The organism is Pseudomonas sp. Sample_24, from assembly GCF_004307605.1.
Lineage (GTDB): Bacteria > Pseudomonadota > Gammaproteobacteria > Pseudomonadales > Pseudomonadaceae > Aquipseudomonas.
Window position 1 is genome coordinate 24,857 of the sequence record NZ_RCNW01000487.1, and the last position, 14,397, is coordinate 39,253.

Annotated in this window: 9 protein-coding genes; 3 read left to right on the forward strand and 6 right to left on the reverse strand. The window is 61.3% G+C overall.

Going from position 1 to position 14,397, the window contains the following annotated elements:
- Window positions 1-69: 69 nt before the first annotated feature.
- Window positions 70-1,179 carry a DUF3182 family protein gene (locus D8V06_RS28215; protein ID WP_130932257.1) on the forward strand — a complete coding sequence of 370 codons (1,110 nt, stop codon included), beginning with the start codon at window positions 70-72 and terminating at the stop codon, window positions 1,177-1,179.
- On the forward strand, window positions 1,169-1,927 hold the full coding sequence (locus D8V06_RS28220) for an alpha/beta fold hydrolase (protein WP_130904017.1): 759 nt from the start codon (window positions 1,169-1,171) through the stop codon (window positions 1,925-1,927). Before D8V06_RS28215 ends, D8V06_RS28220 begins: the two co-directional genes overlap by 11 nt.
- A gap of 78 nt (window positions 1,928-2,005) precedes the next feature.
- Here the strand turns inward: D8V06_RS28220 and D8V06_RS28225 are convergent, their stop codons facing one another.
- From D8V06_RS28225 to D8V06_RS28245, 5 genes are all read right to left on the reverse strand, one after another.
- Window positions 2,006-2,992, reverse strand: a complete 987-nt coding sequence (locus tag D8V06_RS28225; RefSeq protein ID WP_130932258.1) for a lysylphosphatidylglycerol synthase domain-containing protein — start codon at window positions 2,990-2,992, stop codon at window positions 2,006-2,008.
- Window positions 2,979-4,271 carry a cardiolipin synthase ClsB gene (gene clsB / locus D8V06_RS28230; protein ID WP_130932259.1) on the reverse strand — a complete coding sequence of 431 codons (1,293 nt, stop codon included), beginning with the start codon at window positions 4,269-4,271 and terminating at the stop codon, window positions 2,979-2,981. The genes D8V06_RS28225 and clsB overlap by 14 nt, the downstream gene beginning before the upstream one ends.
- Window positions 4,268-5,065 carry an endonuclease/exonuclease/phosphatase family protein gene (locus tag D8V06_RS28235; RefSeq protein ID WP_130906949.1) on the reverse strand — a complete coding sequence of 266 codons (798 nt, stop codon included), beginning with the start codon at window positions 5,063-5,065 and terminating at the stop codon, window positions 4,268-4,270. The genes clsB and D8V06_RS28235 overlap by 4 nt, the downstream gene beginning before the upstream one ends.
- On the reverse strand, window positions 5,062-5,988 hold the full coding sequence (locus D8V06_RS28240; RefSeq protein ID WP_130906950.1) for a DUF72 domain-containing protein: 927 nt from the start codon (window positions 5,986-5,988) through the stop codon (window positions 5,062-5,064). Before D8V06_RS28240 ends, D8V06_RS28235 begins: the two co-directional genes overlap by 4 nt.
- 198 nt (window positions 5,989-6,186) lie before the next feature.
- Window positions 6,187-7,389: an MFS transporter gene (locus tag D8V06_RS28245; RefSeq protein ID WP_130906951.1), complete on the reverse strand. Its 1,203-nt coding sequence runs from the start codon at window positions 7,387-7,389 to the stop codon at window positions 6,187-6,189.
- Window positions 7,390-7,578: 189 nt separating this feature from the next.
- Here D8V06_RS28245 and D8V06_RS28250 point away from each other — a divergent pair, with 189 nt between their 5' ends.
- Window positions 7,579-9,672, forward strand: coding sequence for a mechanosensitive ion channel domain-containing protein (locus D8V06_RS28250; protein WP_130904013.1), 2,094 nt, complete (start codon window positions 7,579-7,581; stop codon window positions 9,670-9,672).
- Between the two features lie 169 nt (window positions 9,673-9,841).
- Here D8V06_RS28250 and D8V06_RS28255 read toward each other — a convergent pair whose 3' ends face one another.
- Window positions 9,842-14,146 carry a DEAD/DEAH box helicase gene (locus D8V06_RS28255; RefSeq protein WP_130932260.1) on the reverse strand — a complete coding sequence of 1,435 codons (4,305 nt, stop codon included), beginning with the start codon at window positions 14,144-14,146 and terminating at the stop codon, window positions 9,842-9,844.
- Window positions 14,147-14,397 lie beyond the last annotated feature (251 nt).

Here is a 14,397-nt window from a genome sequence, read left to right on the forward strand (position 1 = left end):
CTACCCCGATTGGCCTGATCTCTGCACCTGCAAAGGCTACATTCTCAAGCGACGATTCAAGGGGGATGCATGACCCCGGCAAACCGCAAGAAACTGGTGGTCGCCCATTCGGTGCACCCTGATGCGCCGCAGCATGAAGTCGAAACCAACCGCGCGTTGGCCCGCTGGCTGGCGCAAATTCTCGGGCTCAAGTTCGGTGGCAGCTTCGACCCGCAACAGCATGCCGGTCGAGACCTTTACTTGCTGCCAACCCAGACGCTGGTGGGTGCCGCGGCCGCTTGTCAACTGGGCATCAAGGGGCCGGAAGATTTGTGGGGCGGGTATGTCGAGCATGACTTCATCTGCACCAAGGCGATCAGCCACGGCTTGTTGAACTACCAGGCGCATGCGCCGAAAGGCTGGGCGCCGCTGTTTTCCGAGCGAGTGCGCAGTGTCGTGCTCGACGGTCTCAGCGTGTTCTCGTTCGCTGATGCACGGCCGGCGGCGGAGCATCTGCTCTACACCGGGCCAATACGTCTCAAGCCCATTCATGCTTGCGCCGGACGCGGTCAGGAAGTGATCAGCAGCCTCGATCAATTCGACGAGATACTCGCTCGCCCTGAAGCCAAAGCGTTGTTCAATGAGGGCGTAGTGCTGGAACAGGACCTGGACCAGGTGATCACCCACAGCGTCGGTCAGAGTTTCATCGGCGACACCGTGCTGAGTTACTGCGGTGATCAATACTTGACCGAAGACGCTCACGGCGAAGAGGTCTATGGTGGTTCCAACCTGCTGGTAGTGCAGGGTAGCTACGATGATCTGTTGAAGCTGGACTTGCCGGAGGATGTGCAACTGGCGATCCACCAGGCGCAGGTGTTCGACAGGGCCGCTGATGAAGCCTATCCCGCTTTTTATGCCTCGCGGCGTAACTACGACATCGCCCAAGGGCTGGCCAGCGACGGCAAGCGGCGTAGCGGGGTGCTCGAACAATCCTGGCGCATGGGCGGTGCCAGTAGCGCCGAAGTGGCAGCGTTGCAGGCATTTCTCAATGATCCTGCAATGCGTGCGATCCGGGTGTCTTCGGTGGAAACCTACATCGATCAGGCGCTGCCCGCGGACGCCATCGAGGTGTACCGGGGGCCGGCGCAAAACAGTGATTTTCTTCTCAAGTATGTAACGGTCAAATCCTATGACGGCTAGAAGCGAAAGCATTCAAATCGACATTGACGACGAACAGATGAGCGGGACGTTCCTCAGTCCCAAATCCAAGGTCCCTGGCGTGTTATTTGTGCACGGCTGGGGCGGCAGTCAGGAGCGAGACCTGGAACGGGCCAAAGGTATTGCCGGCCTGGGGTGTGTCTGCCTGACATTCGATCTTCGCGGACACACCGGAGGCACGGGGATTCCACTGTCACGGGTGACTCGCGAAGATAATCTGCGCGACCTGTTGGCAGCTTACGATCGCTTGCTGGCGCACCCGGCACTCGATACCTCGGCCATTGCCGTGGTGGGCACCAGTTACGGCGGTTACCTGGCCTCGATCCTGACGTCGTTGCGCCCTGTGCGTTGGCTGGCGTTGCGGGTGCCGGCGCTGTATCGCGACGATAAATGGCACACGCCAAAGCGGGATTTGGACAAGCTCGACCTGCGCGATTACCGCAGCACGCTCGTGCGTGCCGACAGCAATCGCGCCTTGCACGCCTGCTCGGAATTCACCGGGGATGTTCTGCTGGTGGAATCGGAGACCGATGCCTATGTACCTCACGCAACCATCATGAGCTACCGCGCGGCGTGCCAGCAGACGCACTCGTTGACGCACCGGATTATCGACGGTGCCGATCACGCATTGAGCGATCCGGTTTCACAACAGGCTTACACCTCGATCCTCGTGGACTGGATCACGGAAATGGTGGTGGGTGAGCGTTTGAGCATTATTCAGTCCAAGTGATTGGTGGTGTTCTTTAAGGCGCCATCGAAGGCGCCATCGCGGGCAAGCCCGCGATGGCGTCAGTCCAATCACAGCAGATCACTTGGGTTTCTTGGCAATCCGCAGCGACTTCGCCTTGGCTTCCACCAACAAATACATCACCAACGTGATCAACAGCGGCAGCAGAAAATAGATCGCCCGATAGGCCAGCAACCCCGCCACCAGGCTGCCCCGTGACGCCTCATGTTGCAGCAGCGCGACGAACACCGCTTCCAGCACACCAAGCCCGGCCGGGATGTGCGTGATGACCCCGGCGATGGCACTGATCAGCAACACTCCAAGCACCAGCGGATAATCCAGTTTGCTCGGCAGCAAGGTAAAGATCACCGCGGCCATCAGTGACCAGTTCAAGGCACCCAGGCACAGTTGCAGGATTGCCATGCGCAGCGATGGCAAGTTGATTTCCACACCGCGAATCGACCACTCGCGGCGGCTGGAAAAACGGCAGGCCGCGAGGTATCCGGCACTCGCCAAGAGCAACAACACGCCCACCGCCTGCAATGCACCGCTGCTCAATTTCCAGCCTGGCGGCATCCGCACCAACCCACTGCTGAACACTACGCCGGCGATCAGCATGTAGCCGAACCAGTTGGTCGCCAGGCTCAGGCCGAGAATCTTGGCGATATTGCTCTTGCTCACCCCCAGTCGCGAATACAGGCGATAACGCATGGCGATGCCGCCCACCCAGGCGCTCAGGTTGAGGTTGAAGGCATAGCTGATGATCCCTACCGGGAGAATCTGTTTCCACGTCAGGTCCTGGCGGATGTAAGTGCGGCCGATCAGGTCGAAACAGGCGTACACCAGAAAACTCACCACGGTCAGGCTGGTCGCGATAATCAGAGTACGCACCTTGAAATCAGCCAGGGTTTCGAGCACTTCGGCCCATTCGATACGCTGGGCGAACATCGTCAACAGGACGATCAGCGCCAGAAAAAACAGCAGGGTCAGCGGTCTTTTCCAACGGCCCAGACGCGATTTGGCCGGATGCTCGGCGTGGGGCGCCGCGGGTGCTTCAGTGCGGCTCATGTCGATCGCTCCCGGTCGGTGGGGTGAACGCTTTCAGACGAGGTTTGTGCGCGGGCAGCCACCCGGCCCAGGCGGGGAAATGGCGCAGGAAGTGGAACACCAGAAAGCCCACGGTCATGTGCCAGATTCGGCCGCGCGGGGCCTTGTCCACGGACATGAATTTGCAGTGGTTGTCACTGAGATCTTCCAGGCGTTCGTAAAGTACGCGGTTGAACGTTCGATCGCGGATCAACACGTTGGCCTCCAGGTTCATCGACAGGCTCAACGGGTCGAGGTTGCTGGAGCCGACGGTGCTCCAGTCTTCGTCCACCAGCGCGACTTTGCCGTGCAGCGGACGGTCGCAGTATTCGTAGATTTTCACCCCGGACTTGAGCAGGTAATCGTAGGTCATGCGCGCAGCGAGCTTGGCCATCAGGACGTCCGGCTGCCCTTGCAGGATCAGGCGCACGTCAACGCCACGGCGAGCCGCGTTGCGGATGTCGCGCAGCAAACGATAGCCAGGGAAAAAGTAGGCGTTGGCAATTACCACGCGACGTTTTGCCGTGCGCAACACCTCGCGGTAAACCTCTTCGATGTCGTTGCGGTGATCACCGTTGTCGCGGTGTACCAGGCGCACCTGACCATCGTGATCGCTGACCGCCAGTTCCGAGCGGCGCTGCCTGCGGCGTTGCCACCAGTACTTGGCGTGCACCGGTCGGCCGCATTGCAGCAGGGCAAAATGGTGAATGTCCGCCACCGCCGGGCCTTGAACTTCCACCGAATAATCCTGCTTGGCTTCAGGACCGAAATCGGCCAGATGGTCAGCGGAAAAATTGATCCCTCCGATGAAGGCAATGGTCCCGTCCACCACCACGATCTTGCGGTGCAGGCGGCGGAACCAATTGGTGCGGATGCCCAGACGCTTGGGGGCCGGGTCGAACATTTGCAGGTGCACGCCAGCGCTGCTCAGGGCTGTGAGATACCCAGTGCTCAGTTCGCCACAACCAAATCCGTCCAGGCTGGCGGTGACGCGCACGCCCCGTTGTGCTGCTTCGATGAGCACCTCCTTCAGTTCATCGCCGACCTTGTCTTCAAAGACAATGAAGGTTTCCAGAAGGATTTCGGTTTTCGCCTGGCGCATGGCCTCGAACACCCGGGGGAAATAGGCTTCGCCGTTTTCCAGCAACTCGACGCGGTTATTGCCTTGCCAGCGGTATTCGACATCGACCATTGCGGGCTGGCTAATGGGGGGCGCGGCAATCGGCTGCACAGTGGTTTTTTCCATCGGTGAAATACTCATAGCTCTATCTCCACCGACAAGGGGGCGTGGTCGGAAAGGTGTGACCAGGGGCGAGTGGTGAGCACCTTCGGGTGGCTGGCCTTGAGGTTGCGCACGTAGATGCGATCCAGGCGCAGGGCCGGCAGGCGTGCCGGAAAACTGCGCGCCGGTTTGCCGTGATGCTGGGCGAACACTTCGCGCAGACCACAGGGTTTGAGCAGGGCATCGGCGCGCTGGCGCCAATCGTTGAAATCGCCGGCGACAATCACGGGTGCATCACCTGGCAGTTGCGCCAAACGCTGGGCGAGCAATTTGAGTTGTTCATTGCGGTGGGATTCACGCAGGCCCAGGTGCACGCAAATCGCGTGTACCTCCGGACCTTCACCGGGCAGGCGCAGGGTGCAATGCAGGATGCCGCGATTCTCGTGGCCGCTGATGGACACGTCGAGGTTGTCATGGCGAACGATCTGGAATTTCGACAACAGCGCGTTGCCGTGATCGCCCGCCGGATAAACCGCATTGCGTCCGTAGGCAAACTGCGGCCACAGCGTGTCGGCAAGGAACTCATATTGCGGCATCGCCGGCCAATTGCTGTAGCGTTTGGGATGCTGTTCGTGAGTGCCGTGAACCTCCTGCAAAAACACCACATCGGCGGCTACACTGCGCACCGCTTCGCGCAATTCCGGCAGAATGAACCTGCGATTGAGTGCGGTGAAACCCTTGTGCGTATTGACCGTCAGCACCGTAAACCGGTGCACGCTGGTGTTGACGCTTTCTTGTTCGTCCGTCACGCCGATTGGCTCGGAAATGCTCATGGCAGCACCCCTTCGGCGGCAGGTTCTCCGGGAGCGGTGAGCAGGTGTTTGTCGAGATCGAAACGTTCCAGCAGGCGGCGCGCGTCGTAGGGCGCGTGAACCTTGATGTCATTGTCGAAGTAGCAAAACACTTCGCGGGACTTGCGTGCCTTGGGCTTCTGTCTGGGTGCGATCAGATGCGGATCCTCCGGTTGCCGACCGAGATGCCAAGCATCGATCCGGTCCCCCCAACGCTTGAGCGCCTGCGCGGTATAGCCGCTGGCGTAGAGTTCTTCGGCACCGTGCAGGCGCAGGTAGACGAAGTCGCTGGTGATGTCTTCGCGGTAAGGCCACTTACCGGCGGTGTCGGCGATCACCAACGCGGCGTTATAGCGCTTGAGCAGGCGAACGAAGGCCGGGTCGATGAAGCTTTCGTGACGAATTTCCACCGCGTGGCGCAGCGGCTTTTTTCCATGGGCCTTCAAACTGGCCGGGCCGTTCAGGTGCGAGTCGTGCTCGTGGGCGAGGGCGGCTGCTTGCTGGGTATCGTGGGGAAGCTGATCGAGAAAGGTTTCGAACAGTTCGGCATCGAATTTGAAGTTGGGCGGAAATTGCCAGAGGATCGGCCCCAGTTTTTCTCTGAGCTCCAGAACTCCGGAGGCGAAGAAATTGGCCAAGGGCTTGTGGATGTCCCGCAAACGCTTGATGTGGGTAATGAAACGCGGGGCTTTAACGCTGAAGATGAAGTTCAGTGGGGTTTCGGCGTACCACTGGGCGTACCGGTCAGGCCGTTGCAGGGCGTAGAACGATCCATTGATTTCGATGCTGTTGACCGCCCGCGACGCGAACTGCAGTTCACGTTTCTGGGGCAAACCCTTTGGGTAGAAATCGCCCCTCCAGGGCGTGTAGCGCCAACCTGAAATTCCGATGTGAATCGCCGCCATGTCGCCTCCCGTCTGAATGCCCCCGATCTTTTGATGACTGCGGGCAAGCGGCGAAAGTTTCGACGGAACTACCGACGGTGCATTTCTTTAAATTGACCGGTAGGAGCGAGGCTTGCCCGCTAAGGCGTCATAACATTAAACATCAATGTCGCCAGATCCGGCGCCTTCGCGGGCAAGCCTCACTCCTGCAAGGGGATATCAGTGACTGGGGACGACCCGGGTCGAGCTTTCGGCATACACCGGGCCGAGGCGATCCAGGCGGCCGCTCCACGCCGTCAATGCCAGGGCCACCAGCACCACCAGCCCACCGATCCATGCGGTATGGATCAAGCCCATGTGTGCAACGATCAAACCGCCACCCCAGGCGCCGCCGGCGATACCGAGGTTGAACGCGGCGATGTTCAAGCCCGATGCGACGTCCACCGCATGGGGGGTGTGATGTTCGGCCTGTCGCACCACGTACACCTGCAAACCCGGCACATTCCCGAAAGCCACGGCGCCCCAGACCAGCACGGTCGCCAGCGCCAACCAGGGATTGCCAGCGGTAAATGTCAGGATGAACAGTACTGCGGCGAGCAAGGCGAAGATGATTTTCAAGGCGCTGATCGGGCCGCGTTTGTCCGCCAGTTTACCGCCCCAGATGTTGCCGACCGCCACCGATATGCCATACACCAGCAATACCAGGCTGACGGTGCTGGCACTGAAACCTGCGATGTCCTGAAGAATCGGTGCCAGGAACGTGAAGGCAATGAACGAACCGCCGTAACCGACCGCCGTCATCGCGTACACCAACAACAGGCGCGGTTGCTTGAGCACCTGCAATTGCTGCAACAATGAAGCCGGTTTGCTGTGGGCAATGTTTTTCGGCACATAGAGCAGGCTGCCAATGAACGCGATCACGCCCAGGGCCGAGACGGCGAGAAAGGTTTCACGCCAGCCGAAATGTTGGCCGATGAACGTACCCAGCGGCACGCCGGTGACCAGGGCCACGGTCAGGCCGGTGAACATGATGGCAATGGCGCTGGCGGCTTTTTCCTTGGGCACTAGACTGGTCGCGATGGTCGAACCGATCGAGAAAAACACCCCGTGCGCCAGACCGGTTACGATCCGTGCCAGTATCAGCGACTCGTAACCCGGCGCTTTCCAAGCCAGCAAATTGCCAAGGGTAAACAGCACCATCAGCGACAACAGCAACAATTTGCGCGGGACTTTGCCGGTCAGGGCAGTCAGCACCGGGGCGCCCACGGCGACACCCAGCGCATACAGGCTGACCAGCAGGCCGGCCGACGGCAGGCTGACGCCGAGGTCGGCGCCGATGGTAGGTAGCAGGCCAACGATGACGAACTCGGTCGTCCCGATGGCGAAGGCGCTGAGGGTCAGCGCGAGCAAGGCAATAGGCATGACTGCAACTCCGGTGGGTTGATTTGATGGAGCGCAGTGTCGGGGTTTGGGTTGTGCGGAAAAATACAGGGATGAGCATTTGATATTTGTCTTCAACGCAAAGATCGCCGAGCCGATGGGGGCCAGCGCCGAACTAGTCCGTCATTTGTCGATCAGTTCCTTACAGTCTTATCCAAAGGAGCGGATGCCTTGATCAAGCTCAAGACCGCGATGTTACTGGGGGCGTTGCTGTTTGTGGGCAGCGAGGAACTGGAGGCGGCGGCCGTTGCGGGTCTGCCCGCAAGTGCCACTGCAGCGACACCGCCGGCCCACCCTCAACCGCTGGTTCAGGGCGGCTTGCTGGGCGCCATCAGTTCCAGCATCGACGAGGTGCAGACCAGGCTCGACCTCAATGAAAACCTGGTCGACGCCTGGCGTCTGCGCGCCGATCGCGCCGCGGACGAGGTCGATCAGCTGGTCAATCATCCATCCGCTCGTTCGAGCTGGAGCGTGACTGGGGATTTCCTGTTGCTGACCTTGGTCTGGGCCGCAGTTTTTGGCTCATTCTGGTTGCTCGGCAAATGGTCGGCGCAACGCCTGTGTGAACATCGGTTACTGCTCAGTCGTGAACGTGGACAAGCGTTGCTGGGCTACGTGCTGCCCTACGGCATCGCCGCCCTGGTGAGCCTGCCGCTGACCATTTATGCCAGTCAGTTTCTACCGGTGTCGGCGGGGCGGGCGCTGGCGTTGTGCTTTGCCTATGCCACCAGTAGCGGCGTGTTCGCCGCGTCGTTGGTGATGTCACTGGTGGTGCTGTTCAACACCGGTCACAAACGTCGCGCAGTACAGATCATTCGCCAGCACAGTCCGCGTCCGCTGTTCGGGATCGGTTTTCTCGTCGCACTGAGTGACGCGCTGACCAGTCCGCAGATCGCTCATCAGTTGGGCAATAATCTCACCAGCAGCATCGCAGTGTTTACCGGTCTGGCGGCTTCGATTTCCTTTGGTCTGCTAGTGGTCCGCATGCGTCGACCGGTCGCTCAGCTGATTCGCATCCTGCCGCTGGCCCAACGCCGCAAACAGCCGGCGTTACGTGAAACCCTGCGGATTTTTTCCGGGCTCTGGTATTGGCCGATTCTGTTGATGGTGCTGGTTTCGATCATCAACCTGATCAGCGTCAGTGCAGACAATCAGCAGGTCCTGCGCAGTGCGCTGTTCACTACGATACTGCTGATTGCCACGGTGTTCCTGAGTACCACGCTGCATCACCTTTTCAAGTCGCGCAGTGAAACGGACGTGCGCCGCAGCAGTGCCTACAAACAGCGTTTTCTGAGCCTTTCCCACGCCTTGCTGCGCATCGCCATGGCCATTGTCTTCATCGATATTCTCGGGCGCATCTGGGGCGTATCGCTGTTTGATTTTGCGGTGAGCAATGCGGTCGGTCGGGCGATCAGTGATTCGCTGAGCCATATCGGCCTGATCTTCCTGATCACCTGGATGGTGTGGGTGGTGCTCGACACGGCGATCCAGGAAGCGCTGAAACCACCGGCCAATAAACGCTCGGCACGCCAGCCCAGTACACGGGTGAAAACCATCCTGCCGCTGCTGCGCAATGCGATCAAAATCATTCTGGTGGTGATCTGCGCGATCACCACCATGGCCAACCTGGGGATCAACGTCGCGCCATTCCTGGCCGGTGCCGGGGTGATCGGCCTGGCCATCGGTTTCGGTTCCCAGCAACTGGTGCAGGATGTGATCACCGGATTGTTCATCATCATTGAAGACACACTGTCCATCGGCGACTGGGTGGTACTCGATTCCGGCCACGCCGGCACGGTGGAAGGTTTGACCATCCGCACCTTGCGCTTGCGCGATGGCAAGGGGTTCGTGCACTCAGTGCCGTTCGGCCAGATCAAGGCAGTGACCAACCAATCGCGGCAATTTGCCTACGCGTTCTTCTCGGTGCAGTTCACCTACGACACCGATGTCGACAAGGCCATTGAGCTGATTCGCGAGGCCGGGCATTCCATCAGCGATGACCCGTTCCTCCGGTACAACTTGCAAGGTCCACTGGACGTATTCGGCGTCGACAAAATGGACCTCAACGGCGTGGTGCTGACGGCGCAGTTCCGTACCGTGTCGGGCGGTCAGTACGCGGTGAGCCGCGCGTTCAACCAGCGTTTGAAAAAGCTTGTGGATAACAGCCCGTGGGTGCACTTCGCGCAGACTTATCCACAGCAGGTTTTGTTGCCCAAGCGCCGGCAGGAGGATGAGGAGATATCGGATCAGGTTCGGATTCCATAACTGCGCCCCAACAAATCTTTTGTGGCGAGGGAGCTTGCTCCCGCTGGGCTGCGCAGCAGTCAATGATCGTTCCCACGCTCCGCGTGGGAATGCCTCACCGGACGCTCCGCGTCCGCTTCCGGGACGCAGAGCGTCCTTGGCTGGGTTCCCACGCGGAGCATGGGAACGATCAGCGTCTTATCAGTTTATTGCGAACCTCTGCACCCGCCTGCTGATCCAGCTCCCGCCAAAAAACCTGCTTGCCGGCAATCTCCGCAGCCACCGGCAATCCATCCCGATACACCAGCCGATTACTTGCCAGCGCCGGCACTTTCGCCCCTGGCAACAGCGTGCCGGCGAGGTTCAGCGGATCGACCCCGCACACCGCGATCAAGCTGCCGTCATGCGGCCGGCGGCGGACTTCGCGCAACAGCGGGATCGCCTCGGGCAGCGCAAATTGCTCGCCCGCCAGGCCACTGACAAAGCGTCCGCCGCGAATCTCACCGCGTGCTTCCAGGCGATGGAAAGTGCGTAACAATTCCCGCCAGCTCGGCAACCAATCCGCTTCCCGTTCGAGCAACCGCCAGAACACTACGCCGTAGCGGCGCAACAAGGTCATGGCGATGTGTTCCAGCGTGTCGGCGGGTGTTGGCGCCGGGCGCAGGTTATCCACAACCGCGGCGCCGGCACCACGCCTGAGCAGCGCCCAGCGCCCGGCGTCGTCCATGCCCCCGACGAAGGCCCCGCGGCCGCGTCGGCTGCTGCGGCTCTGCCGCTTGCTGGCCGGGGTGATCAATGCGCGCAGACCGGCAAAGCTGTCGGCGTTTACCAGTCCGGCGCCGACCAATTCCTGCAAGGCAATTTCCAGTTCCGCGCGCAGCAAGTGCGCTTCATGAGTCAGCTCATCAAAAAACAGTGCGCCGTGCTGGCTGAGGGCGGCGTGAACCTTTTGCGTTTTCGGCGACAGTTCGTCAATCGGTGTTTGTTCGGCCAATTCGCTCCAGAGCCCGACCCGGTTGCGTGGCAATAACACAATCGGTGTGCTACGCAGGGCGGCGCTGGCGTTTTTGTTGTGCGTGGTGAGACGAGTCCACACCAGTTTGCCGCTGCGGCACAGTTCATCGAGCCAGGTCGGCGAATAGTCCTTGATGCGCGCCGGGAGGAGGTCGCTGTCCCAGGCTGAAGCGGCGGCGGGGTAGCCTTCGAATTGCGCGGCGATTGCCGGCAATACCGCATTGCCCTGACCTTGGGTAGCGCTGGACAGATGCTGCCAGTCGAACAGAAACCGCATGAAGTCCTGCAACGCCACCGGTTCGATTTCCCGGCGCAGACGCTTGACCGTGTAGCGGTGAATCCTCGCGAGCAGATGCCGTTCGCACCATTCGTCTTCGGCGCCGCCCGGGGTAAAACGACCACGCAGTACGTAGCCTTCGCGCTCCAGTTGCGCCAAGGCCTGCGTGACTCGATCAGGCGGTAAACCGAGCGGTTCGGCAATCGCCTCCAGCGGCACCGGGCCAAAAGCGCTGAGCCGCGCACGAAGCACTTCCAGCAGGGCGGCATCCGCTTTCCAGGGCTCATCAAAACCTGGCAGCGCTTCGACTTCCGGCGACCATTGGGCCTGTGGATAAATGGCCCGCAGGCAGGTCAGGCGTTCCCGCGCCAGCCACAGGACCTGATTGATTCGGCAGGCGCGGCCGCTGTCGGCCAGGGTTCTCAGCCAGTCGAGCCAATTCGGATTGGCCCGGGCCTCGGCGTCGGTGATGCACGCCAGGCTCATCAATGCCTCGTGCATTTCATCGACGTTCCCGGGGGCTGGCCAGGCTTCATCGCCCACAGCGGCAATCGCCTCGACGTCCAGTGCGCCGAGGTCGTCGGTGGATTGCGGATCGCTCCAGCGGCGGTTGAGCACCGCTTGCGTGCGTCGTTCCTCCAGCGGTGCATCGTCGAGAAAGGTGTAGGGGCGGGCGCTGAGGATTTCTGCGGCCAGCGGCGAGGGTGCCGGCAAGTCGCGGCTGATCAGGCGAACGTCGCCGTGCTCCATGCGCCGCAGCAAGGCCAGCCAGCCTTCACTGTCCATGGCTTCGTGCAGGCAGTCGTCGAGGGTTTGTTCCACCAGCGGATGGTCGGGAATGTCCCGCTCGCCAGCGAGGTTTTCCACGCAGGCGATCTGGTCGGGAAACACGCTGGCGATCAAGTCTTCGCTTTTCATCCGCTGAATCTGTGGCGCGACTTTACGCCCGCCGCTGAAGCGCGGCAGGCCCAGGGCAACCCCGGCATTCCAGCGCCAGCGCACGCCGAACAGCGGCGCGTCGAGCACCGCTTGAATCAGGATGTGCTCGGCGCTGTTGCTGTGCAGGTAACGCCAGACGTCGTCCAGTTCAAAGCTGTGGCTGGTGGACAGCGACAATACGATGGCGTCTTCGCTGGCGGCGGCCTGCAATTCGAAGTTGAAGGTGCGACAGAAACGCTTGCGCAGGGCCAGGCCCCAGGCGCGGTTGATGCGACTGCCGAATGGGCTGTGGATGATCAGTTGCGTGCCGCCGGACTCGTCGAAAAAACGCTCCATCAACAGCGTGTCCTGCGACGGCAAGGCGCCGAGGGTCTGGCGCGCCCGGGCCAGGTATTCCACCAGTTGTTCGGCGCTGGCCAGGTTCAGACCGAGGGTGTTCGTCAGCCACTCGATCGCGGGTTGCAACTGGCCCGGCGTAGCGCCCAGCAACCCATCGAGGTGCGCCTGCAAACGAGCCACCGCCATCGATAATTCGGTGCTGCGTGCTGGCGCTTCGCCGAGCCAGAACGGAATGGTCGGCGGCTGGCCCTGGGCATCTTCGACCCGCACCTTGCCGGTTTCCACGCGCAGGATTCGATAAGACGTATTGCCCAACTGGAAGACATCCCCGGCGATGCTTTCCACTGCAAAGTCTTCGTTGACGCTGCCGATGTTCAGCCCTTGAGGTTCGAGCAACACGCTGTAGTCGGCATTGTCCGGAATGGTCCCGCCGCTGGTCACCGCCGTCAGTTTCGCCCCCCGGCGCCCGCGCAGGCTGTGGGACACAGCGTCGCGGTGCAGGTAAGCGCTGCGAATGCCCTGGCGTCCGTTGTAGCCTTCGGCAAGCATCCGCAGCAGCGCCTGATAGTGTTTTTCGTCGAGATCGGCATAGGGTGAGGCGCGCCGCAGCAGGTCCAGCAACGCTTGTTCCTGCCATTCCTGGCAACTGACTTCGGCAATGATCTGCTGCGCCAGAACGTCCAGCGGTGCCACGGGGATCAGCAAGGTATCGAGCTCGCCCCGGCGAACGCAGTCGAGCAGCGCGGCGCACTCGATCAAGTCGTCGCGGGTGGTGGCGAACAAACGGCCCTTGGGCGTGCCGCCAACCTGGTGTCCGGAACGGCCAACCCTTTGCAGAAAGCCGGAGATCGACCGTGGCGAGGCGATCTGGCACACCAGGTCGACATCGCCGATGTCGATGCCCAGTTCCAGCGATGCCGTGGCGATCAGCACTTGCAGGTCGCCGCGCTTGAGCCGCTGCTCGGCGTCGAGACGGAATTCCTTGGCCAGACTGCCGTGGTGGGCGGCCACGGCTTCTTTGCCCAAACGTTCGCTCAAGTGCCGGCTCAGGCGTTCGGCCAGGCGCCGGGTATTGACGAAAATCAGCGTGGTGCGGTGATCCCGGGCGAGGGCGGCGAGACGGTCGTAGACCAGCTCCCAGACATCATTGGCCATCACCGCCGACAACGGCACGGGCGGCACTTCGATATCCAGGTCCCGTGGGCGGGCGTGGCCGATGTCGATGATTTCGCAAGGGCGGTCGCGGCCCACCAGAAAGCGCGAAACCGCGTCGATGGGTTTCTGCGTGGCTGACAGGCCGATGCGCACCAGCGGTTCGACGCACAGCGCCTGCAAGCGTTCGAGGCTCAAGGCCAGGTGACTGCCGCGTTTGCTGGCGGCGATGGCGTGGATTTCGTCGACGATCACCGTGCGCGTGGTGCCGAGCATTTGCCGGCCGGAATCGGAGCCGAGCAACACATAGAGCGATTCCGGCGTGGTCACCAGGATATGCGGCGCGGTTTTGCGCATCGCCGAGCGGTCTTTTTGCGGAGTATCGCCGGTGCGTACGGCGGTGCTGATCGAAAGTTCCGGCAGGCCCATCAGGCGCAACTGTTCGGTGATGCCGGCGAGCGGGTTTTGCAGGTTGATGCGAATGTCGTTCGACAGCGCCTTGAGCGGTGAGACGTAGACCACCAGGGTTTGATCCGGCAGGCCTTCAGGATTGTCCAGGCCCCGGTGCACCAGGTCGTCGATGACCGCGAGGAATGCGGTGAGGGTTTTGCCCGAGCCCGTGGGCGCCGCGATCAACGTCGAGCGGCGCTGGCGAATCAACGGCCACGCCCGGGCCTGAGCGGCGGTGACCGCAGCAAAGGTGTGACTGAACCAGGCGCTGACGGCGGGGTGGAAGCCGTCCAGGGCACTGTCTGCGGGGATGGGCAGGTTCATGTGCTGATTTATGCGGGCGGGGCAGGGAAGATGCAAGTACCGCTCGGTTTATCAATTCCTCCCCTGTGGCGAGGGAGCTTGCTCCCGTTCGACCGCGAAGCAGTCGCCAGCAATCTGGGGCCGCTTCGCAGCCCAGCGGGAGCAAGCTCCCTCGCCACAGGGGGGGGGCGAGTTGAAGTCCCGGACATCTACACTTTACGGATGACGGTTGCGCACTAAACCCGCAAAATGCAACGATTCCGGCAACCATC